Genomic DNA, 19,129 nt, shown 5'->3' on the forward strand with positions numbered 1-19,129 from the left:
GAACGCGACGGGCAGCTGATCGGGTCGGGGCGGAGCACGCGCACGATCGGTCGGCGGTTGCGTCGCGCCCTGGAGCATCGGCATCCGATGTGTGCGGTTCCGGGGTGTGGGGTGACGCGGGGTCTGCATGCCCATCACATCCGGCATTGGGAGGACGGCGGGGAAACTGAGTTGGAGAACCTGGTGCTGCTGTGTCCGCATCATCATCGGATGCATCACAGGGGTGAGATCACCGTCCTTGGACCGGCCAGCCGGTTGCGGGTGCTCGACTGTGACGGTGTCGAACTCAGTCACGGTACGTTGGCGCGGCGACCGCACGGACCCCCGCCGCGGGTGCGGCCCTACTCCGGGACTTCCGGGGAACGCTGCGACTGGTGGTGGTACACGCCGTACGAACCTCCATCGCAGGACACGACGCGGGGTGAGATCGTCACCGTCGCACCCAAGGACGACTACCTGTAGCTGGTGCGTCGAGACCGCGTTGGGGGCGGCGTCCTTGCGTCATGCCGGACCCGGTGCGGTGTCAGCGGGCCGCCCTGCGCATGCTGACCGCTCCGACGACGGCTGCGGCCACACAGGCCAGCGCGGTGAGCGCCGCGAACCACGGGAACACCGTCGCCAGCGTCCAGCGGGTGGCGGCCCAACCGGCGATGATCGTGGGCACCGCCATCGCGCTGTAGGCCAGCACGTAGAACGCCGACATCGTCTCGCCGCGCTGATCGGTCGGCACCACCTTCGACAGATGGCGCAGCGAACCGCCGAAGCCCAATCCGAACGTCGCACCCAGCAGGGCCGCCGCCACGAAGACCAGCTGCCAGGACTGCAGCACCAGCACCGGGATCGTCACCAGCAGTGCGACGGCCATGCCGACGTCCCCGACGATCGCCGCCAGGTGCGCGGGCACCCGGGTCGAGGCCAACTGGGCGAGTGCGGCCGAGAACGCCGTGGTGCCGACGACCCCGCCCGCGAACAGCAGGTTGTCGATGTGGGCCTGGTGCGCGGCCAGTGACGGATACAGCGACAGCAGCACTCCCAGCACCGACCAGGACGCCATCGCACCCAACGCGGCGAACCAGAAGTCCTGCCGGATCTCCGGCGCCACAGCGGGTTTGGAGATTCGAATCGGACCGGTCGCGCGGGACGTGTGCGTCTCCCGCAGCGCCAGCACACCCGCGCCGACGACCGCGCACACCACAGCGACAGCCGCGTACGGCGTGCGCAGCGGATGGGGGGCGTACTGCGCGAGCCCGGCCGACACGACGATGGCCACCGTCATGCCGATGTTGAACGCCACGCCGCTGAGTTGTCCCGCGCGCATCCCATGGTCGGGTCGCAGATCCAGCAGTGCCGCGGCGGCGGCCACCACGATCGAACCCACCGCGGCGCCGTGGATGGCGCGGGCGATCAGCAGCAGCACGATGTTCTGGGCCAACAGAAAGAGCACGAGCCCGACGATCAGCGCGACGAGCGCTCCCAGCAGCACCGGCTTGCGGCCCACGACGTCGGAGATCCGTCCCGACACCAGCACCGCCGCCAGAGCCGCGAAGGCGTAGACGCCGAACACGATGGTGGTCGCCAGCGGCGACAGATGCCATGCCGTCTCGTAGATGCCGTACAGCGGTGCCGGCATCCCGGACACCCCGAGGGCGACACCGCTCAGGACGAGGAGCAGGGCGTAAGCCCAGCGCTGGTCCTGACTCCCGGTGGCGGCGTCCGCCGAGGCCGGCGACATGGATCCTGCCGAGGCCGACGACATGGGTTCTCCTGTGACGTTTGATGAACATCGAACCCCACCGAGCCTACGCGTGGTTTGATGGACATCAAACTCAATTTCCGGGTGATGAGGGGCACAGAACATGGGGGAGTCGAACGACCCGGTGGGATCGGTGCATCAGGTGCTGGCCGCACTGCAGGACCCGGTTCGGTTGGAGATGGTCCGGCGACTGCGCAATGCGGGCACCGCGGTCCAGTGCGCCGCGTTGTACGACGGCATCAACAAGTCGACCGCCACACATCACTTCAAGATCCTGCGCGAGGCAGGACTCGTCGAACGCTCGGTCGTCGACGGCCTGACGTGTCAGCGGTTGCGCGACGCCGAGGTCGAGGCCGCGCTGCCGGGACTTCTGGAAGCCGTCGTGGGCTGCGCCAATCGGGAGGCCGGCGCGCACTGAGGCGCGTGAGATCAGGACTTGCGGCCGACCAGCAGGTAGGCCGCGGGCGCGATGCCCGAACTGCTCAGCAGCCCGAGCGCGCCGCCCCACAACCACTTGGGGCCATTGACATGCGCGGCGTCCCGGCCCGCGAGGTCGCGCAGCGCCCAGGCCCGCAGTCCCGCGTCGATGGCCGCGACCGCGACGATCGTGACCTTGGCCTTGGGGGAGAGCTCACTCCAACGCTTCCTGGGCATTGCAGCCATCGCCTGCCTTTCGCATCGAACCGACACCGACTCTGTCTGACTGTATCGACCCCGCATCCAGGCCCATCCGCTGATATCTTCACTTCGCCCAGCGGTCGGTGTGACCGGGATCATGTTCGGGGAGGCAATCAATGGCCAGCGGCGGATTTCGACGTGCGTGTGTACCGGCCTTCGTCGGTGGTGTCGCGCTGACGACCGCGCTCGGAGTCGGCGCCGTGGCGACGACGGCGCCGGCGCAGCGTACGCACGGGGTCGATCTCTCGGCGCTGATCACCCACGGCAGCGCCACCAACTGGAACGCCGACGGCATCGACAAGTTCTACGGACTGGACTGGAACGCGAAGTTCGGGCCGACAGTGGTGTCGAAGTTCTCGCTGTTCCCGTACAACGTCAACCCCGACAACCTCAAGGCCGCGCTGCGCAACAACGTCGGTGACGACGAACCGGACCTGGTGCTGACGTCCGGACGCGGTTCGGGTGCGGCGACCGTCACGATGCTCCTGCTGCTCAACGGCAGCGAGGCGGACCGGGACCTGGTGCTGAACACCCGCTGGATCCTCGACAACAACGTCAACCGGCCCAATGGCGGCTACGGGTCGCGGTACATCCCGTTCACCATCCTGGGGGTGTACCCATGGCCGACTCCCACCGATGAGGGCGTCGACATCGTGGACGTGGGCTACGAATACGCCTGGAACTCCAGCGCTCCGGCGTATGTGACCAACGTTGTGGCGCTGCTCAACTCGATCATCGCCTATGCCTACCGATACAAGTCGCAGGCGTTCACGGGTCTGCCGGAGGATCCGGACGAACAGACCTGGGTGGCCGACCCGGTCACCGGTGAGCTCGCCCCGCCGAAGGACCCGATCACCGGCGAACCGGTGCTGCAGAAGGGCTACCACTACATCGTCGAGGTCGACGGCACGGTGACCAAGGTGCCGCTGGACTCCGCGGGCAACACCAACACCGCCTACGTCACCTACCGTGCCGACGGCCTGCCGATGCTGCAACCGCTGCGTGACTGGGGTGGCAAGCTCGGCAACACGATCGCCGACTTCCTGCAACCGGCGCTCAAGGTCATCGTCGATGCGTCCTACCCCGACAACGACCCGGTGGCCAACCCGGACCGCTACATCACGGCCAGTCTCTTCGCCCCGCCCGACGTGGCGATCAAGGCGCTCAAGAAGCTGCCGGACGCCATCCGTGAGGGATTCGACAACCTCAAGAGGGACCTGGGCGTCACCCCGTCGCCGGCGGCCACGACGCCCGCGCCCGAGCCGAACGCCGTTGATCAGGGCCGGCTTTCGGAACTCAAGGAACGATGGCGGTCCACGCTGGCCCCGCGCAACCGGATCACCGCCCGCGACTCCGTCACCACGGCCACCGGAGCCACGGGATCCGATGGAGCCGCCGACACCGCCGCCCCGGGCCGCGCCACCAGGCTCGAGTCTCGTCACGGCAGGATCGCCGAGCGGGTGGCGAAAGTCCTGTCCCGCAAGGGGTCTCAGGGCGCCGAAGCGGGCGGGTTGGCGAGTTCAACCGTTGGAGGTACGACGCAGGCCGGCGGGGACGAGTCGTGAAACGCCGAGCCCTCGTCGCCGTCGCGGCAACGGTGGGGCTGGTGGTCGTCGGTGTGATCCTGTCGAGTTGCGCCACCCAGGTGGGGCCGGGACAGACGGCGGTCAAGGTGGACGACTACCTGCTGATCCCCACCGACCCGAAAGTCGAGGGGTGCATCGATCCCGAGACCTCGGAGTTCAACCCGCCGGGCGGCTTCGAGGCGTACCGCTACCCGTCGAGGCAGATCAGCTGGGATGCCACCGGCGGCCCGGATTCGGAGGCGGAGGCCACCACGGTCGTCTCCAACGCGACGGCCCCGGCGGAACTCCGTGTGCCGGTGGTGATCACGTTCGACCTCACCACCGACTGCGCCATGCTGATGGACTTCCACCGTGACTTCGGCACCAAGTACCAGGGCTGGCTGGACGACGACGGTCTCGTCACGACGGGATGGGTGAACCTGCTGCGATACGTGATCGGCCAGCCCGCCGAGCAGGTGCTGATCAGCGTCGCCCAGAAGTACACCTGGCGCGAGATCTGGAATGACGAGCGGGTGCGCATCGAATTCCAGAACGCGCTGCGCGACGCACTGCCGAGCGCGTCCAAGGCGCGTACGGACGGCCGGGAGTTCTTCACCAACTTCCAGGTGACGGTGATGAAGCCGGACCCCTTGGACACCGGTCTGAAGGAGGCGATCATCGCCGAGCAGAAGGCCATCGCGGACGCCAGGGCCGCTGAGGCCAAGGGCGTCGCCGACGCCAATGCGGCCAAGGCCAAGGCGGAGGCCGAGAAGGCCGCAGCGCAGGCGCAGACCGAACTCGCCCGGCAGAAGGCGCTGCAGAAGCAGGCGGAGATCGCGGGCTACCCGAGCGCCGAGGACTATCTCAAAGCCCAGGCCATCGAGGCTGGGCAGAATCCGTATCAGCCGACATACGTGGTGCCGCAGGCCGGCTGACCGGCCGGAACCTGGGCAGCCAGTACGGCACCCGGCGCGCGTAGGCGTCGAACGCCTCGCCGAACATCCGCCGGTAGCGCGCCTCCTTGAACCGGGGTGCCGCAACGCAGTACACGGTGAACACGACCGCCACGGCAAGCTGATCCGGCGTCCACGTCGGCACGGTCCACAGCGTCAATGCGAACGCGACATAGATCGGTTGGCGAGTGAGCCGGAACAGACCGCGCTGCGGCATCGGCGGGTAGCGCGCCGCGCGATGTCGCAGCAGGGCCACCCACCCCAGGCTGCCGGTCTGCAGGCTCAGGCCCGCGTCGGCCATGGCCTTCCCAAGCAGCAGCCAGGCACACGCATACAACGCCGTCATCGCCACCAGGACGGCTCCGCCGGCGCGCCACCACACCACACCGGAGGGCGACCACAGCGCGAACAGCGCCAGAATCTGCACCGACGCGATCACCACGAACGTGGTCGAAGCCAACGTCGACCCGGTTCCCGACGGCGCCAACCGGGCCAGCATGGCGCGCCCTCGGCCGGTCAGCAGCGCCGAGTGCAGCACCGGGAACTGCACCAGCAGCGCCGCGTTGGCCGCCCAGTTCCACGGCGGCGGCACCGACCCCAGACTGCGGCTCATGCCGAAGAACATCGCGATCACCATGGCCGCGACGCCTGCGCCGAAGCACGCATGGCACACCACGCCGTACCCGAGTGCGATCATGGCGTGCCCTCGATCGCCGTGCGACTCAGTCGTCTCCGACCCCCCCGCCCAGACGTGGTTCCCGTGGTCAAGTGTCGTCCCGGCTCGACCCGTTCGCAATGGCGCAGACGTACCGTGGAGCAATGGACGTGCGACGCCATGTGCCGATGTTGCGACGGTCGTTCTGGCGAATGGCGGTCGGCGCCAACCGGATCAACCGCGGGGGTCAGGTCGGCGACGGACGTGAGGCTGCGGTGGCGGACTTTGTCGAGAAGCATGCCCGCGCCGGCGACGTCGACGATGTGCTCGCCACCATCGATGAATTCGCCTACCACCAGTCGTTTCTGGTCAACGTCGGCGATGAGAAGGGTCTGCTGCTCGATGCGGCCGTCCGGCGGGCGGATCCGCGGCTGGCCCTCGAGTTGGGGACGTACTGCGGCTACGGTGCGCTGCGGATCGCGCGGGCGGCACCGAACGCGGTCGTGTACTCGGTGGAACTGTCGCCCGCCAACGCCGCCGTGGCTCGCCGGATCTGGGCGCACGCCGGGGTCGAGGCCAGGATGCACTGCGTGGTCGGGGCGATCGGGGACGGGGGATCCACGCTCGGGGCGCTGGCCGCGAGCCCGCCCTTCGGCCCGGGTGCGCTCGACTTCGTGTTCATCGACCACGACAAGACCGCATACCTCGATGACCTGCACAGCATCGTCGGCCAGGGGTGGCTCCACCCGGGATCGATCGTCGTCGCCGACAACGTCCGCATCCCGGGTGCCCCGAGATACCGCGCCCACATGCGCAGCGAGCAGGGCCGCAGCTGGGACACCCGGGAGCACCGGACCCACGTCGAGTACCAGAGCCTGCTGCCCGATCTGGTGTTGGAGTCCGAGTACCTCGGCCCGTAGCAGCAGCAATGTGACATGTATCACAATCGGCGTAGCCTGGAGGGGTCTCTGCGAGGAAGGGAGAGGCGATGAAGGGTGCGTTTCACGACCCTGTCGATCATGCCCGGACCACCCAGCCGCACGCCGGCGAGTCGTTCATCGACACGCTGTGGCTGCCTGGCCTGCTGCTGATCGCCGTGGGAACCGCGCTGATCGCGGGCACGATCGCCGCGACGGCATACGGCAACCGCGAGTTGACGCTGATTCTGGCGCTGATCGCCGGGGCGCTGGTGACGGCCGGGGCCGGCCTGGTCACCTTGGAACATCAGCGGGTCAAGCGTGTCGAGCGGCGGTGGATGGCCGAGCATTCGGACGGCGACCCGGCGCCCAACGTGCGCGCCGCGTGACTCGCAGGCGATAAATCCGCCGGCCGCTGCTGGCGGGCGGATGGTCGTTGGCCTGCCACGTGCGCACGGCCTGACGGCGGAACACCGGGGCGGATCGTTCAGCAAGGTAATAAGTTGCTTAGTCACCCTCATCAAGCTGCGCAAACAGGTTAGGTGGCCTTACATTCAGCAATCTGAGTGTCAATGTGGTGTACGACACAAAATGTCCTACACTGTGTCCCACGCCATAACGGAAGGGATCGCAATGGTCGGACTCGACGACGGCCCGACGGGGCAGTCAAAGAAGGTGGTTCCGCACGCTGCTGGGGGATCCATCAGCGGAGTCCGGATCCTGATGGGGATCCTGCTGTTCTTCATCGGCGTCGCCGCGGTCACGGGTGTCGCCATGGCGGCGTCCAGCGGTCAGCCCGCCCTCGCGATCGCCATCGGTCTGATCGCGGGTGCCTTCTTCTGCCGCGTCGGCTGCTGACCCGCTACTGCAGCGTCCGCATGATCTCCGGCGTCGCCGAATCGGTGATGTCGTCGAACTCATGGTGCTTGCGGACGTAGGCCGCCACCATCGGGCACACCGGCACGATTCGCCGCCCCTCGGCGCGCGTCGCCGCCAGCGCTTCCCCGATCAGGATCGTCGCCAGACCGCGCCCGCCGAACGCCTCGTCGACCTCGGTGTGGAAGAACACGCGCTGCCCGCCGCGCTCGGCGAACTGCGCCATCCCGACGTCCTGGCCCTCCACGCGGACGAGGAAGCGGTCGGCGTCCTTCGTGATGGTGACCGGGGCTCCGGTCTTGTCGGCCAGCGTCATGGCGATTCCTTTCGGGTGGGGGGCGTGCGAGGTCGAAGTCGGGTGCCGGGCAGAGGCGGCGCAGGGATTCGGGCCAGCGCCCCGCGGTAACCCTCGACCCGGCCGAAGCGGTCGGACCCGGCCTCCCACTGGGTGCGGTACTCGACGATCTCGTCGTGGCTGCGCCCGACGAAGTTCCACCACATGAGCAGGTCCTCGGTGAACGGCTCGCCCCCGAGGAGCACCGCACGGACCGGTTCGTCGCCGACGGCGGCCAGCGTCAGGTCCCGCCGGCCCGGGCCCTGATACGCCAGTTGGCGGGGCAGCACACGCGCACCGGCGACCTCGCACGTGCCGCTGTCGACGATGACGCCGTGTTCGAAGTCCGGGTCGACGCGCACGCGCACACTGGTTCCGCTGGGCAGGTCGAGCTGAGCTCCGAGCAGGGCCGTGGCGGTCGGCACCGGCGAACGCGAGCCCGCCAGCTCGCCGAGGAACACCCGGATTGTGGCGCCGTCGTGGTCGACCGGCGGCGGCACGTGATGGTGGAAGTCGCGGGCGCCGTGCCGGGCCTGCTCGGGCAGCGCCAGCCACAGCTGAAGTCCGTGCAGAAGCGTCGTGTTCGGTGTCGAGACCTCCGAATGACAGATGCCCGCACCCGCGGTCATCAGGTTCAGTTCGTCGGGGCGGACCATCGCGTGCACGCCCGCGGAGTCGCGGTGCTCGATCTCTCCGCTGAACAGCCAGCTGACCGTCGACAGGCCCGTGTGCGGATGCGGGGCGACGTCCATCCCGGGCCGCGATCGGACGTCCTCGGGGCCGTAGTGGTCGGCGAAACACCAGGCACCGATCAGGGAGCGCTGGCGCCGTGGCAGCGTGCGCTGCACCCGCATGGCCCGTGGTCCACCGAGTGGCACATCGCGTGGCTGCAGAATCTCGACTGTCGTGGACGGAGTGGCTGCACAATCGAATTCGACCGGCGCGGTCTCGAGATTGCTCACCTGGCTCCTCACCTACGATCGAATCCGACACTACTCGCCGACGAAGGCCTCGGATGGACACCCAGCGCACCGAGCACATCCACATCGACAAGCAGTCCCCGGCCGCCTACAAGGCTCTGGTGGCCGTCGCCAACACGGTGTCGACCGTCGCCAAGGAGGCCGGCGTGGCGCGCGGCCTCGTCGAGCTGGTCAACATCCGGGTCTCGCAGCTGAACGGCTGCGCGTCCTGCCTGGAGATCCACCACCGCCGCGCGAGTGCCGCCGGAGTCTCCGACAAGCAGTTGGCCACCGTGCCGGCGTGGCGTGACACCGAACTGTTCGACGAACGTGAGCGGGCCGCGCTTCGGCTCGCCGAGATCACCACGACGCTGCCCGACCGGGACACCGCCGACCGCGAGTACGCGCGCGCGGCAGAGGCGTTGAATCCCGACGAACTGTCCGCGATCGTCTGGGTCGCCACGACGATCAACGCGTTCAACCGCGTCTCGGTGCTCAGCGGGCACATCGTGCGGCCCGATGGTTGACCCCTCGGGTCGGCGCCCGAGCCTATGGTGCGAAACCCCGCAGCAGTGCCTGTACGCCCACCCGCCAGCGCCGGTTCACCGACTCCTCGGAACCGCCCAGCCAGCGCCCGCCCTCCTGGACCGCCAGGCCCTGTGCGAGCGCGAGAAGGACATGCGCGATGTCGACGGGGTCACCGTGCAGCGCCCCGGTTTCGACGCATCGGCGCACCTTGGCCAGAAGGACCTCGCGAACCGTGGGCTGGCCGGTTCCGATGTCGTCGGGGGTCGGGTCGAAGTCCTGCAGGGGACGCGAGAACATCACCCGGGCCAGCGCCGGGTGCTCCAGGCAGAACCGGCGGAACACCGGGATCAGCTGCTCGAGGTCGGTCAGCGGCGAATCGGTCGCGGGTATCAGCGCCAGCGCGCGGCCCAGTCGCCGGAACCCTTCGAAGTACACGGCTTTGACCAGTCCGGCCTTATCCGTGAACAGCTCATAGATCGCGGGCACCGACGTGCCGGCGCGCTCGGCGACGCGGCGTGTGGTGAAACCGGACACGCCGTCGTGGCTGAGCACGTCGACCGCGGTCGCAAGCACCCGGTCCCGCAGCTGGGGTGTGCGCTGCTTGGGCCTGGCCATGGGCGTGGATCAGGCGAGCCCGAGTTCGGCCGCCATATTGTCGATTCCGGCCCGGATACCGGCCAGCGCCGCTTCGCGGGCGCGCATCTTGCAGGCGTGGTGGGCCCGCTGGTTCAGGTTGGCGAACTCGCGCGCGACGGTCTCGGCGCGCTCGAGGACGGTCTCGCCAAGCACGATCTCGTCGATGTATCCGGCGGCCTGGGCCGACTCGCCGAAGAACACCTTGGCCAGGCCCGCGGACTGCTGATACGCCGAGGGTGTCAGCCGCAGCTTCATCACCTCGAGCGCGGCATACGGCAGCACCATGCCGATGGCGACCTCGTTGGCCTGGATGTTGTAGCCCGGAGCCGCGATCCGATGATCCCCGCTGCTCAACAGGAACGCGCCCATGGCGATCGCGTGACCGGTGCAGGCCATCACGACCGGCTTGGGGAAGGACAGCAGGCGGTGGGACAGTTCGAACCCGCCCTTGAGCATCCCGACCGCGGCCTCGGCGTCTCCCGACTGGAAGACCTTGAGATCGAACCCGCCGCTGAACACCTTGTTGTTGCCCGCGATCACGATGGCACCGACATCGTCGCGCTCGGCGTTGTCCAGGGCGCCGTTGATCTCGGCCTGCATCGCGGGGCCAAGGGCGTTGACCCTGCCGTCGTCGAGCGTGATGACCGCAATGGAATCGTCGTGGCGATAGGTGACCGGACCGCTCATCAAAGCTCCTCGAATCGGCGCCGCGCGCATGTGCGGGGCGGTGGGGCCGACGTTACGTAACGCTGTTACGAAACTCAAGAGGCCCGGAGCGCCTCGACCGTCGCCGTGTTCTCGAGGGTGGTGCCGACGTCGGGCAGCCGCTCAGGGGGTCGTTCGGGGTCGACCCAGGTGAAGCAGTGCGGCAACCGCTTCCAGTACCGGTCGTCGGTGCGCAGGTGAGGCTCGACGCTGCGGTGCACCAGCGCACCGTCGGGCATCCTCCTGCGTCGGATGGGCAGCCGAACCCCCGCAAGCAGACCCATCGCAGGGGTTCGACGATCCAGGGCCCCGCGCGGCGCGGCGGGCGGTGGTGTGGCGTCGCCGCGATGGGCAAGGCCGACGGCCCACGCGCCGGCCAGCACCCAGTCCCGCGCCGCGAGGGTGCGGGAGGGGTCGGTCCCGCGCGCGCCCACCACGGCGGCGTGAGTTCCGCAGAACCACACCTCCTCGACACGGGGTGAGTGCACCTCGAGGGCCGCGCGGCGTTCGTCGATCGCCACCGCATGGCGACCGCAGATGACGTTGTCGAAGCCGGTGAACCGGGAATTCCGCTGTGCGGCAGAGGATTCGACGCCATCCCAGAGTCCCAGGTAGTGCACCGGCACTGAGGGGCGGGTTCCGCGCAGGCGCCAGCCCAGGGAATGCAGCCGGTGCCAGTCCGTCGGCGTCCGCACGGAGGTGGGCAGCGCCCAGTGGGCCAATGCGTAGTCCAGGACGACATCGTGAAGCGCACCGTCATGGAGCGGGCCTCCGGCGATCCCGAGCGTGTCGAGCAGTCGAGTCAGCCCCAGCGCGCTGACCGCACCGGCCCCGGAACCGAAGACGTGAATGTGATCGCCCGGCTGCCACCGCTCGGTCAGGAACCGGTATGCCTCTGCCGCAGCGTCCGCCGCCCCATGCCAGACCAGTTGATCACCGGTGTCGAGCAGCCGGCCCAGCGCGGCGATGTTGTCGCCCGCCTGCGGGGCCGCGTCGTCGAAGCACATCGCGATGTTGACCATGGCGCCCAGGGTTGTCGGGGCGCAGGACGAAATCGCGCGTAGTCGGCTACCCGAGGGGCGTCAGCCGCCCATGAGCATGCGCCACTGGTCGAGGTTGGACGCGCGATAGACGTAATTGCTGCGTTTGACCTCCTCCAGAGGCGCGCTCGGCTCGGCCGAGTACCAGTGTCCGGGGAACACCGTGGGGTCGCCGGCCAGGCGGGCCAACTGCTGCAGGCTGCGGAACATCTCATCGACGTTGCCGCCCGGGAAGTCGGTGCGCCCGCACCCGTCGAGGAACAGCGTGTCGCCGGCCACGAGACGGCCGTCGAGCAGGAAGCACTGGCTGCCCGGCGTGTGGCCGGGGGTGTGCAGGAGTTCGATCTCGATGGCGCCGACGCTGACCCTGTCACCGTGCTCATGGGCGGTCAGATCGGCGAGCGGGATCTCGGTGATCCGCGAAACCCATTCCGCCTCATGGGTGTTGACGTGGATGGGCACGCTCTGCAGTTCCATCAGCTCGGCCAGACCCTTGAGGGTGAAACCCATCATGGTGCCGCCGACATGGTCGGGATGGTGGTGGGTCACCAGCACGCCGGACAACCGCATGCCGTCGGCCTGCGCGATGTCACGGAGGTCGCCCGCAGCGTAGGCGGGGTCGACCACGACGCAGTCCCCGGTCTCACGATCGCCGATCAGGTACGCGAAGTTGCGCATCTGGGTCGCGATCGGGTCACCCGCGGCGAAGTCGCGGCCGGACAGCAGCTGCCGGAAGTAGAGGCGGTCGTCATTAGCCATGAGCTCATCATTGCAGGTCAAAAAACCGCACTTCACGGGGTGTTTGACTGCACAGCCGAAAAACTCGCATCACAGATGCGGAATTTATAGATTCGCCCCATGCAGTTGACCCGGTTCACCGACCTCGGCCTGCGGGCGATGATGCTCCTGGGCCAGGGGGAGGCCGACGGCCGACGCGTCACCACCCGCACGATCGCGGCGGGGGCAGGCGCGTCCGAGCACCACATCGCCAAGGCGGTCTCGCGTCTGGCGGAGCTGGGCATGGTGAACGCACGGCGCGGTCGAGCCGGGGGATTGGAGTTGACCGAGGCGGGCCGCACGGCCTCCATCGGATGGCTCGTGCGCCGGCTCGAGGGGGACCGCGAAGTCATCGACTGTGCGGGCGAGAGCCCGTGCCCGCTGGTCGCGGGTTGCCGCCTGCGCCGCGCGCTGGCCGAGGCCAAGGAGGCCTTCTACCGCGAACTGGACCGCTACACCGTCACCGATCTCACCGGCGGCTCCCGCCTGCCGGTTGTTCTGCAACTCTCCACAGAAAGGCGCCACCCATGACCGTCACCGCAGGGGAATCGGCCGCGATCCGCGACGAACTCGAGCCCCACCACGCCGAGATCGTCAAGGCAACCCTGCCGCTGATCGGCGCGCACATCGACGAGATCACCGGCGAGTTCTATCGGCGCCTGTTCGCCAACCACCCGCAGCTGCTTCGGAATCTGTTCAACCGAGGCAACCAGGCTCAGGGCGCCCAGCAGCGGGCACTGGCGGCGTCGATCGCGACGTTCGCGACCCACCTGGTGGATCCCGACCTGCCGCATCCCGCCGAGCTGTTGTCCCGCATCGGGCACAAGCACGCGTCGCTCGGAGTGACCGCCGAGCAGTATCCCGTCGTGCACGACAACCTGTTCGCGGCCATCGTGGCGGTGCTGGGGGAGGAGACCGTGACGGCGGAGGTGGCCGCCGCCTGGGACCGCGTGTACTGGCTCATGGCCGACACCCTGATCGCGCTGGAGCGTGACCTCTATGCGCAGGCCGGCGTGGCCGACGGCGACGTCTACCGGCGCGCTCGCGTGGTGAACCGGGTCGCCGACCCCTCGGGCGCGGTGCTCATCACGGTCCGCCCCCTGTCTGGCGGCATCGACGCGTTCGCGCCCGGCCAGTACGTCTCGGTCGGCGTGACGATGGCCGACGGCGCGCGCCAACTGCGGCAGTACAGCCTGATCAACGCGCCGGCGCAGGGCGACCTGACGTTCGCGGTCCGACCCGTCGACGCCGTCGGCGATGCGCCCGCCGGGGAGGTGTCCACCTGGATCCGCGACAACGTCTGCGTCGGCGACCTGCTCGACGTCACGGTGCCCTTCGGTGACCTGCCCGCTCCGGGGTCAGGCGACGCGCCCCTGGTCCTGATCTCGGCGGGCATCGGGATCACGCCGATGATCGGCATCCTCGAAGCGCTCGTCGCGCAGGGCTGCGACACCGCGGTGACCGTCCTGCACGCCGACCGGGGCGACGGAGCGCACCCGCTGCGGGAACGCCAGGCTGAACTGGTGGCCCAGCTGCCGGGCGCGACCCTCGACGTCTGGTACGAGGACGGCCTGACCGGCGGGCGTCCCGGCGTGCACGCGGGACTGCTCAACCTCGCCGACCTCACCCGGGGAGTGCCCGACGGCTCCGAGATCTACCTCTGCGGCGGTAACGCGTTCGTCGCCAACGTCCGGGCGCAACTGATCGATTCCGGGGTCGCGGGCCACCGCGTGCACTGCGAACTTTTCAGTCCAAATGACTGGCTGTTGGCCTGAAATGCCCGAAAAGGTGCGTTTGACCTGCGGTTTGGTGTTGAAAAGCCGCAGACTGTACCCTCTTTAAGGCCCACCCGGAAGGCGTGGGTCAAAAGATAGGTACCGCCCCCTTAGCTCAGTCGGCAGAGCGTTTCCATGGTAAGGAAAAGGTCAACGGTTCGATTCCGTTAGGGGGCTCGGTGGACGCCGGGCGGGGCACCGACCGCGTCGATCCGGGGCGGTGTAGCTCAGCTGGTTAGAGCGCACGACTCATAATCGTGAGGTCGGGGGATCGAGTCCCCCCACCGCTACAAGAACAAGCGCGCAGAACGCGAAGAAGAAGGACGACTGACGTGGCCTCCAGTACCGATGTCCGGCCCAAGATCACTTTGGCCTGCGAGGTGTGCAAGCACCGCAACTACATCACCAAGAAGAACCGCCGCAACGACCCCGACCGGTTGGAGCTGAAGAAGTTCTGCCCGAACTGCGGCAAGCACCAGGCGCACCGCGAATCGCGCTGACCCGCGCTCGCGACGCCCGTGTTGCGCAGACAGTTGGTCTGCCGAGGTTTGACTAGGTAGGTTCTGGCCCGTGGCTCTGTCCGAGAAGATCGTCGGGATGCATTTCCGTTATCCCGACCACTACGAGGTAGAGCGCGAGAAGATTCGCGAGCACGCCGTCGCGGTCAAGCACGAGGACCCGTTCTTCTTCGACGACGATGCGGCCGCCGCGATCGGCTACACCGGACTGCCGGCGCCCCTGACATTCATCAGCATCTTCGGCTACAAGGCGCAGTCCGCCTTCTTCGACGACGCCAACATCGGCATCAAGGACGCCAAGATCGTCCAGGTCGACCAGGAGCTGAAGTTCCTCAAGCCCATCCAGGCGGGCGACAAGCTGTACTGCGATGTCCACGTGCACGCCGTGCGCAAGGCGCACGGCACCGACATCATCGTCACGAAGAACATCATCACGAACCAGGATGGCGAGTTAGTTCAGGAGACCTACACCACGCTTGCGGGGCGTAGCGAAGAAGACGGGGAAAGTGGTTTCAACGATGGCTCTGCGTGAATTCAGTTCGGTCAAGGTCGGCGACGAGTTGCCGGAGAAGGTCATTCCGCTGACGCGGCAGGACCTCGTCAACTACGCGGGCGTTTCCGGCGACCTCAACCCGATCCACTGGGATGACGAGATCGCTCAAATGGTCGGACTGGACACCGCGATCGCCCACGGCATGCTGACCATGGGCCTCGGCGGCGGATACGTCACCTCGTGGGTCGGCGACCCGGGTGCGGTCACCGAGTACAACGTCCGCTTCACCGCGGTCGTCCCGGTGCCCAACGACGGCAAGGGCGCCGAGATCGTCTTCAACGGCCGGGTCAAGTCGGTCGACGAGGACTCCAAGTCGGTGACTATCGCCATCAACGCGACCACCGGCGGCAAGAAGATCTTCGGCCGCGCCATCGCCACCGCCAAGCTGGCCTAGGCGAGGTTGGGGACATGGCACTCAAGACCGACATCCGCGGACTGGTCGTCGAATACCCGGACTACTTTCTGGTGGGCCGCGAAAAGGTGCGCGAGTACGCCCGCGCGGTCAAGAACGACGATCCGGCCTTCCACGATGAGCAGGCCGCGGCCGAACTCGGCTACGACACGCTCCTGGCGCCGCTGACCTTCGTCTCGACGATCGCGCTGCTGGTGCAGCAGTACTTCTTCCGCACCGTGGACATCGGCATGGAGACCATGCAGATCGTTCAGGTCGACCAGCAGTTCCTGTACCACCGGCCGATCAAGGTGGGCGACAAGCTCAACGCCGTGATGCACGTGCACTCGGTCGACGAGCGGTTCGGTGCGGACATCGTGGTCACCCGCAACGTGCTCACCGACGAGACCGGTGAGGTTGTCCTGGAGGCCTTCACCACGATGATGGGGCAGCAGGGCGACGAATCGGCCAAGGTCAAGTTCGACGTCGCCAGCGGTCAGGTGATGAGAGTGGCGGATTAGGAACACACTGTGACCCCGTTGTACACTCGGACCTCGGGGTTTCTCCCAGAACAAGCGCGCTGTCCGGCGGTTCGCAACTGACCGATCGGGGAGCGCGCGAGTTGTGTGGGCCTCAGCAGTAACCGAAGGGCCGTTTCGGCTCAGAGGGGCGTAGCTCAATTGGCAGAGCAGCGGTCTCCAAAACCGCAGGTTGCAGGTTCAAGTCCTGTCGCCCCTGCTCAACTGAATACTGGCAATGTGGACACTGGAGACATGCGGACCAATCAGCCCGACGGGCTGCAGCAGGTGAAGCTAAGGAGCGTGCGGTGAGCGACGAGCGCGACAGTGCCGACGCCTTGGGCGACGGCACCGAGGACGACGGTCGCCGCGATGGCACCGACGCCGGCCGTGGTGCGGTTGTGGCGCCCGCGCGTCCCACCGGCAAGCGGTCTCGGCGCGTCCTTGAGGCGCCCGCCGAGGACGAGGCCGGTGCCGATGTCGACGGTGACGGCGACAGCGACGACGACAAGGCCGCGAAGGCGACCAAGGCCAAGACCAAGGCGAAGGCCAAGGGCAAGGACAAGGGCGGTTCCGGGGGCATCCTGGCGCCGTTCAAGTTCGTCTGGACCTACCTCGGTCAGGTCGTCGCCGAACTGCGCAAGGTCATCTGGCCGAACCGCAAGCAGATGGTGACCTACACCTCGGTGGTGCTGGTGTTCCTGGCGTTCATGGTGACGCTGATCGGCCTGACCGACCTGGGGTTGGCCAAGCTGGTCCTGCTGGTGTTCGGCGACTGAGATTTCACGTAGGAAGGACTGACAACCGTGACTAGCTTCGAGGGCGAATCGCCCGCGGCTGAGTCTGGCGACGAAGTCGTCGAGGGCGCCGAGAGCGCCCTGGGCGATGTCAGCGATGTCATTGTCGACGAGACGGTCACCGGCGCGGACGCCGCCGTGGCAGAGGCGGCCGAGGCCGCAGCCGACACCCCGGCCGAAGACGAAGACCCTGCGGTGGCCCTGAAGAAGGAGCTGCGCAGCAAGCCGGGCGACTGGTACGTCATCCACTCCTACGCGGGCTACGAGAACAAGGTGAAGGCCAACCTCGAGACGCGCGTGCAGAACCTCGACGTCGGCGACTACATCTTCCAGGTCGAGGTGCCGACCGAAGAGGTCACCGAGATCAAGAACGGCCAGCGCAAGCAGGTCAATCGCAAGGTGCTGCCCGGTTACATCCTGGTGCGGATGGACCTGACCGACGACTCGTGGTCGGCTGTGCGCAACACCCCCGGTGTGACGGGATTCGTCGGCGCCACCTCGCGGCCCACCGCGCTGTCGCTCGATGACGTCGTGAAGTTCCTGCTGCCGCAGGGCGCGGCCAAGAAGGCCGCCAAGTCCACCGCGGCTGCGGCCAGCACCGGCGCCTCGACCGAGGCCACGCTGGAACGCCCGGAGATCCTGGTCGATTACGAGGTGGGCGAGTCGGTCACCGTCATGGACGGCCCGTTCGCGACCCTGCCCGCATCGATCAGCGAGGTCAACGCCGAGCAGCAGAAGCTCAAGGTGCTGGTGTCGATCTTCGGTCGCGAGACTCCCGTCGAACTGACCTTCAACCAGGTCGCCAAGATTTAGCCGACTTCTCGGCTAGTAAGTGGGCTCGTTCGAGCCCTGAGGAAAAGAAGGAACACCACACCCATGGCCCCGAAGAAAAAGGTCGCTGGGCTGATCAAGTTGCAGATCCAGGCCGGCCAGGCGAACCCCGCCCCGCCGGTTGGTCCTGCGCTCGGCCAGCACGGCGTCAACATCATGGAGTTCTGCAAGGCGTACAACGCCGCGACCGAGTCGCAGCGCGGAAACGTCATCCCCGTCGAGATCACCGTCTACGAGGATCGCAGCTTCACGTTCGCACTGAAGACCCCGCCCGCCGCCAAGCTGCTGCTCAAGGCCGCCGGCGTGCAGAAGGGTTCCGGTGAGCCCCACAAGACCAAGGTCGCCTCGGTCAGCTGGGATCAGGTGCGCGAGATCGCCGAGACCAAGAAGGAAGATCTCAACGCCAACGACATCGACGCCGCCGCCAAGATCATCGCCGGCACCGCCCGGTCGATGGGCATCACGGTCGAGTAGCGAAGCGGATCGGCAGATCCGCACCCCCGTGGGAGGGCTGGCATCGGCCCGGGAACCACGACTCCAACGACACTGATTGGACATCCAATGAGCAAGAACAGCAAGGCATATCGCGAAGCCGCCGAGAAGGTGGACCGCACCAAGCTCTACACCCCGCTCGAGGCCGCGAAGCTGGCCAAGGAGACGTCGTCGCAGAAGCAGGACGCCACCGTCGAGGTCGCGATCCGGCTGGGTGTCGACCCCCGCAAGGCGGACCAGATGGTCCGCGGCACCGTCAACCTGCCCAACGGCACCGGCAAGACCGCCCGCGTAGTGGTGTTCGCGGTCGGTGACAAGGCCGAGGCCGCGCTGGCCGCCGGCGCCGACGCCGTGGGCAGCGACGACCTGATCGAGAAGATCCAGGGTGGCTGGACCGACTTCGACGCCGCGATCGCCACGCCCGATCAGATGGCCAAGGTCGGCCGGATCGCCCGGGTGCTGGGTCCGCGTGGCCTGATGCCGAACCCGAAGACCGGAACCGTCACGCCGGACGTCGCCAAGGCCGTGTCCGACATCAAGGGCGGAAAGATCAACTTCCGCGTCGACAAGCAGGCCAACCTGCACTTCATCATCGGCAAGGCCTCCTTCGACGAGGCCAAGCTGGCGGAGAACTACGGTGCCGCACTCGACGAGATCCTGCGGGCCAAGCCGTCTTCGTCCAAGGGCCGGTACCTGAAGAAGATCACGGTGTCGACGACGACGGGCCCGGGCATCCCGGTCGACCCGGCCGTGACCCGGAACTTCACCGAAGCCTGATCTCACCGACAGTCGTGGGGGGGGGGGGGCGCGGGGAAGCGCGGGGGGCCCCCGCGCCCGAGAAAAGAAAAAAGAAAAAAAATAGTGACGCAACCCAACAT

General features: G+C 67.6%; 27 protein-coding genes and 3 tRNA genes. 21 read left to right on the forward strand and 9 right to left on the reverse strand.

What is annotated here, in order from left to right:
• A partial coding sequence (locus A5727_RS14725) for an HNH endonuclease signature motif containing protein (RefSeq protein WP_197507665.1) occupies positions 1-462 on the forward strand: 462 nt, incomplete at its 5' end.
• Positions 463-523: 61 nt separating this feature from the next.
• Here A5727_RS14725 and A5727_RS14730 read toward each other — a convergent pair.
• Entirely contained in the window at positions 524-1,732 is a 1,209-nt protein-coding gene (locus A5727_RS14730) for an MFS transporter (protein ID WP_068250523.1), read from the reverse strand.
• A gap of 124 nt (positions 1,733-1,856) precedes the next feature.
• On the opposite strand from A5727_RS14730, the gene A5727_RS14735 reads away from it, so the two are divergent.
• Positions 1,857-2,171, forward strand: a complete 315-nt coding sequence (locus A5727_RS14735; protein WP_068250526.1) for an ArsR/SmtB family transcription factor — start codon at positions 1,857-1,859, stop codon at positions 2,169-2,171.
• Between the two features lie 11 nt (positions 2,172-2,182).
• Here the strand turns inward: A5727_RS14735 and A5727_RS14740 are convergent, their stop codons facing one another.
• Positions 2,183-2,407 (reverse strand): hypothetical protein, encoded by a 225-nt coding sequence (locus A5727_RS14740; protein WP_068250529.1) that lies wholly within the window; start codon positions 2,405-2,407, stop codon positions 2,183-2,185.
• Positions 2,408-2,547: 140 nt separating this feature from the next.
• Here A5727_RS14740 and A5727_RS14745 point away from each other — a divergent pair, with 140 nt between their 5' ends.
• Both A5727_RS14745 and A5727_RS14750 read left to right on the forward strand, forming a co-directional pair.
• Complete coding sequence (locus A5727_RS14745; protein WP_082949823.1) at positions 2,548-3,996, forward strand: PE-PPE domain-containing protein; 1,449 nt, start codon at positions 2,548-2,550, stop codon at positions 3,994-3,996.
• The gene (locus A5727_RS14750) at positions 3,993-4,931 is read left to right on the forward strand and encodes a membrane protease subunit, stomatin/prohibitin (RefSeq protein WP_068250532.1); all 939 of its coding nucleotides are present in this window, start codon (positions 3,993-3,995) and stop codon (positions 4,929-4,931) included. The genes A5727_RS14745 and A5727_RS14750 overlap by 4 nt, the downstream gene beginning before the upstream one ends.
• Here the strand turns inward: A5727_RS14750 and A5727_RS14755 are convergent.
• Entirely contained in the window at positions 4,861-5,646 is a 786-nt protein-coding gene (locus A5727_RS14755) for a methyltransferase family protein (RefSeq protein WP_197507667.1), read from the reverse strand. The two genes, A5727_RS14750 and A5727_RS14755, sit on opposite strands and share 71 nt — an antisense overlap.
• 122 nt (positions 5,647-5,768) lie before the next feature.
• Here A5727_RS14755 and A5727_RS14760 point away from each other — a divergent pair, with 122 nt between their 5' ends.
• From A5727_RS14760 to A5727_RS14770, 3 genes are all read left to right on the forward strand, one after another.
• On the forward strand, positions 5,769-6,524 hold the full coding sequence (locus A5727_RS14760) for an O-methyltransferase (protein WP_068250535.1): 756 nt from the start codon (positions 5,769-5,771) through the stop codon (positions 6,522-6,524).
• Positions 6,525-6,592: 68 nt separating this feature from the next.
• The gene (gene usfY / locus A5727_RS14765) at positions 6,593-6,910 is read left to right on the forward strand and encodes a protein UsfY (protein ID WP_068250538.1); all 318 of its coding nucleotides are present in this window, start codon (positions 6,593-6,595) and stop codon (positions 6,908-6,910) included.
• Between the two features lie 244 nt (positions 6,911-7,154).
• Positions 7,155-7,379, forward strand: coding sequence for a hypothetical protein (locus A5727_RS14770; protein WP_068250541.1), 225 nt, complete (start codon positions 7,155-7,157; stop codon positions 7,377-7,379).
• Between the two features lie 4 nt (positions 7,380-7,383).
• Here A5727_RS14770 and A5727_RS14775 read toward each other — a convergent pair whose 3' ends face one another.
• Together A5727_RS14775 and A5727_RS14780 are read right to left on the reverse strand one after the other, a co-directional pair.
• Entirely contained in the window at positions 7,384-7,713 is a 330-nt protein-coding gene (locus A5727_RS14775; protein ID WP_068250544.1) for a GNAT family N-acetyltransferase, read from the reverse strand.
• A complete protein-coding gene (locus tag A5727_RS14780) occupies positions 7,710-8,693 on the reverse strand; it encodes a pirin family protein (RefSeq protein ID WP_068250550.1) in 984 nt (327 codons plus the stop codon). Before A5727_RS14780 ends, A5727_RS14775 begins: the two co-directional genes overlap by 4 nt.
• A 53-nt stretch (positions 8,694-8,746) precedes the next feature.
• Here A5727_RS14780 and A5727_RS14785 point away from each other — a divergent pair, with 53 nt between their 5' ends.
• Positions 8,747-9,217 (forward strand): carboxymuconolactone decarboxylase family protein, encoded by a 471-nt coding sequence (locus A5727_RS14785; RefSeq protein WP_068250554.1) that lies wholly within the window; start codon positions 8,747-8,749, stop codon positions 9,215-9,217.
• Between the two features lie 22 nt (positions 9,218-9,239).
• Here the strand turns inward: A5727_RS14785 and A5727_RS14790 are convergent, their stop codons facing one another.
• The 4 genes from A5727_RS14790 to A5727_RS14805 form a co-directional block, all read right to left on the reverse strand.
• Positions 9,240-9,833, reverse strand: a complete 594-nt coding sequence (locus A5727_RS14790; RefSeq protein ID WP_068250557.1) for a TetR/AcrR family transcriptional regulator — start codon at positions 9,831-9,833, stop codon at positions 9,240-9,242.
• 9 nt (positions 9,834-9,842) lie between these two features.
• On the reverse strand, positions 9,843-10,541 hold the full coding sequence (locus tag A5727_RS14795) for a crotonase/enoyl-CoA hydratase family protein (RefSeq protein WP_068250561.1): 699 nt from the start codon (positions 10,539-10,541) through the stop codon (positions 9,843-9,845).
• A 74-nt stretch (positions 10,542-10,615) separates the two neighbouring features.
• Complete coding sequence (locus tag A5727_RS14800; protein WP_068250564.1) at positions 10,616-11,581, reverse strand: phospholipase effector Tle1 domain-containing protein; 966 nt, start codon at positions 11,579-11,581, stop codon at positions 10,616-10,618.
• A gap of 60 nt (positions 11,582-11,641) precedes the next feature.
• Positions 11,642-12,358 carry an MBL fold metallo-hydrolase gene (locus tag A5727_RS14805; RefSeq protein ID WP_068250567.1) on the reverse strand — a complete coding sequence of 239 codons (717 nt, stop codon included), beginning with the start codon at positions 12,356-12,358 and terminating at the stop codon, positions 11,642-11,644.
• 99 nt (positions 12,359-12,457) lie between these two features.
• On the opposite strand from A5727_RS14805, the gene A5727_RS14810 reads away from it, so the two are divergent.
• The 13 genes from A5727_RS14810 to rplA all read left to right on the forward strand — a co-directional run bounded on the left by A5727_RS14810 (position 12,458) and on the right by rplA (position 19,028).
• Positions 12,458-12,907, forward strand: a complete 450-nt coding sequence (locus tag A5727_RS14810) for an RrF2 family transcriptional regulator (protein ID WP_068250570.1) — start codon at positions 12,458-12,460, stop codon at positions 12,905-12,907.
• The gene (locus A5727_RS14815; RefSeq protein WP_068250573.1) at positions 12,904-14,151 is read left to right on the forward strand and encodes a globin domain-containing protein; all 1,248 of its coding nucleotides are present in this window, start codon (positions 12,904-12,906) and stop codon (positions 14,149-14,151) included. Before A5727_RS14810 ends, A5727_RS14815 begins: the two co-directional genes overlap by 4 nt.
• A 104-nt stretch (positions 14,152-14,255) precedes the next feature.
• Positions 14,256-14,328 (forward strand) — tRNA-Thr (locus tag A5727_RS14820).
• A gap of 39 nt (positions 14,329-14,367) precedes the next feature.
• A tRNA-Met gene (locus A5727_RS14825) sits at positions 14,368-14,441 on the forward strand.
• 42 nt (positions 14,442-14,483) lie between these two features.
• The gene (gene rpmG, locus A5727_RS14830) at positions 14,484-14,651 is read left to right on the forward strand and encodes a 50S ribosomal protein L33 (RefSeq protein ID WP_068250576.1); all 168 of its coding nucleotides are present in this window, start codon (positions 14,484-14,486) and stop codon (positions 14,649-14,651) included.
• Positions 14,652-14,721: 70 nt separating this feature from the next.
• Positions 14,722-15,201, forward strand: a complete 480-nt coding sequence (hadA, locus tag A5727_RS14835; protein WP_068250578.1) for a (3R)-hydroxyacyl-ACP dehydratase subunit HadA — start codon at positions 14,722-14,724, stop codon at positions 15,199-15,201.
• Positions 15,188-15,616 carry a (3R)-hydroxyacyl-ACP dehydratase subunit HadB gene (gene hadB, locus A5727_RS14840; protein WP_068250581.1) on the forward strand — a complete coding sequence of 143 codons (429 nt, stop codon included), beginning with the start codon at positions 15,188-15,190 and terminating at the stop codon, positions 15,614-15,616. The genes hadA and hadB overlap by 14 nt, the downstream gene beginning before the upstream one ends.
• A gap of 14 nt (positions 15,617-15,630) precedes the next feature.
• A complete protein-coding gene (gene hadC, locus A5727_RS14845) occupies positions 15,631-16,134 on the forward strand; it encodes a (3R)-hydroxyacyl-ACP dehydratase subunit HadC (protein ID WP_068250586.1) in 504 nt (167 codons plus the stop codon).
• A gap of 144 nt (positions 16,135-16,278) precedes the next feature.
• Positions 16,279-16,351: transfer RNA gene (locus tag A5727_RS14850), tRNA-Trp, on the forward strand.
• An 88-nt stretch (positions 16,352-16,439) separates the two neighbouring features.
• Entirely contained in the window at positions 16,440-16,910 is a 471-nt protein-coding gene (secE, locus tag A5727_RS14855; protein WP_068250589.1) for a preprotein translocase subunit SecE, read from the forward strand.
• A 156-nt stretch (positions 16,911-17,066) separates the two neighbouring features.
• Positions 17,067-17,741, forward strand: coding sequence for a transcription termination/antitermination protein NusG (gene nusG / locus A5727_RS14860; RefSeq protein ID WP_231992081.1), 675 nt, complete (start codon positions 17,067-17,069; stop codon positions 17,739-17,741).
• Positions 17,742-17,804: 63 nt separating this feature from the next.
• On the forward strand, positions 17,805-18,233 hold the full coding sequence (rplK, locus tag A5727_RS14865; RefSeq protein ID WP_068250595.1) for a 50S ribosomal protein L11: 429 nt from the start codon (positions 17,805-17,807) through the stop codon (positions 18,231-18,233).
• Positions 18,234-18,320: 87 nt separating this feature from the next.
• Entirely contained in the window at positions 18,321-19,028 is a 708-nt protein-coding gene (gene rplA, locus A5727_RS14870) for a 50S ribosomal protein L1 (RefSeq protein WP_068250601.1), read from the forward strand.
• Positions 19,029-19,129 lie beyond the last annotated feature (101 nt).

Source organism: Mycobacterium sp. ACS4331 (genome assembly GCF_001667265.1).
GTDB lineage: Bacteria > Actinomycetota > Actinomycetes > Mycobacteriales > Mycobacteriaceae > Mycobacterium.

What these genes read in the sequence shown, in the direction of transcription:
- hadB (WP_068250581.1), top strand. Translation starts at nt 15,188, where the DNA reads ATGGCTCTGCGTGAATTCAGTTCGGTCAAGGTCGGCGACGAGTTGCCG.
- A5727_RS14760 (WP_068250535.1), top strand. Translation starts at nt 5,769, where the DNA reads ATGGACGTGCGACGCCATGTGCCGATGTTGCGACGGTCGTTCTGGCGA.
- A5727_RS14805 (WP_068250567.1), bottom strand. Translation starts at nt 12,358, where the DNA reads ATGGCTAATGACGACCGCCTCTACTTCCGGCAGCTGCTGTCCGGCCGC.
- A5727_RS14745 (WP_082949823.1), top strand. Translation starts at nt 2,548, where the DNA reads ATGGCCAGCGGCGGATTTCGACGTGCGTGTGTACCGGCCTTCGTCGGT.
- rplA (WP_068250601.1), top strand. Translation starts at nt 18,321, where the DNA reads ATGAGCAAGAACAGCAAGGCATATCGCGAAGCCGCCGAGAAGGTGGAC.
- A5727_RS14785 (WP_068250554.1), top strand. Translation starts at nt 8,747, where the DNA reads ATGGACACCCAGCGCACCGAGCACATCCACATCGACAAGCAGTCCCCG.
- A5727_RS14740 (WP_068250529.1), bottom strand. Translation starts at nt 2,407, where the DNA reads ATGCCCAGGAAGCGTTGGAGTGAGCTCTCCCCCAAGGCCAAGGTCACG.
- A5727_RS14755 (WP_197507667.1), bottom strand. Translation starts at nt 5,646, where the DNA reads ATGATCGCACTCGGGTACGGCGTGGTGTGCCATGCGTGCTTCGGCGCA.
- A5727_RS14735 (WP_068250526.1), top strand. Translation starts at nt 1,857, where the DNA reads ATGGGGGAGTCGAACGACCCGGTGGGATCGGTGCATCAGGTGCTGGCC.
- usfY (WP_068250538.1), top strand. Translation starts at nt 6,593, where the DNA reads ATGAAGGGTGCGTTTCACGACCCTGTCGATCATGCCCGGACCACCCAG.
- hadC (WP_068250586.1), top strand. Translation starts at nt 15,631, where the DNA reads ATGGCACTCAAGACCGACATCCGCGGACTGGTCGTCGAATACCCGGAC.
- A5727_RS14730 (WP_068250523.1), bottom strand. Translation starts at nt 1,732, where the DNA reads ATGTCGCCGGCCTCGGCGGACGCCGCCACCGGGAGTCAGGACCAGCGC.
- A5727_RS14770 (WP_068250541.1), top strand. Translation starts at nt 7,155, where the DNA reads ATGGTCGGACTCGACGACGGCCCGACGGGGCAGTCAAAGAAGGTGGTT.
- A5727_RS14790 (WP_068250557.1), bottom strand. Translation starts at nt 9,833, where the DNA reads ATGGCCAGGCCCAAGCAGCGCACACCCCAGCTGCGGGACCGGGTGCTT.
- A5727_RS14810 (WP_068250570.1), top strand. Translation starts at nt 12,458, where the DNA reads ATGCAGTTGACCCGGTTCACCGACCTCGGCCTGCGGGCGATGATGCTC.
- rplK (WP_068250595.1), top strand. Translation starts at nt 17,805, where the DNA reads ATGGCCCCGAAGAAAAAGGTCGCTGGGCTGATCAAGTTGCAGATCCAG.
- A5727_RS14775 (WP_068250544.1), bottom strand. Translation starts at nt 7,713, where the DNA reads ATGACGCTGGCCGACAAGACCGGAGCCCCGGTCACCATCACGAAGGAC.
- A5727_RS14815 (WP_068250573.1), top strand. Translation starts at nt 12,904, where the DNA reads ATGACCGTCACCGCAGGGGAATCGGCCGCGATCCGCGACGAACTCGAG.
- A5727_RS14800 (WP_068250564.1), bottom strand. Translation starts at nt 11,581, where the DNA reads ATGGTCAACATCGCGATGTGCTTCGACGACGCGGCCCCGCAGGCGGGC.
- A5727_RS14795 (WP_068250561.1), bottom strand. Translation starts at nt 10,541, where the DNA reads ATGAGCGGTCCGGTCACCTATCGCCACGACGATTCCATTGCGGTCATC.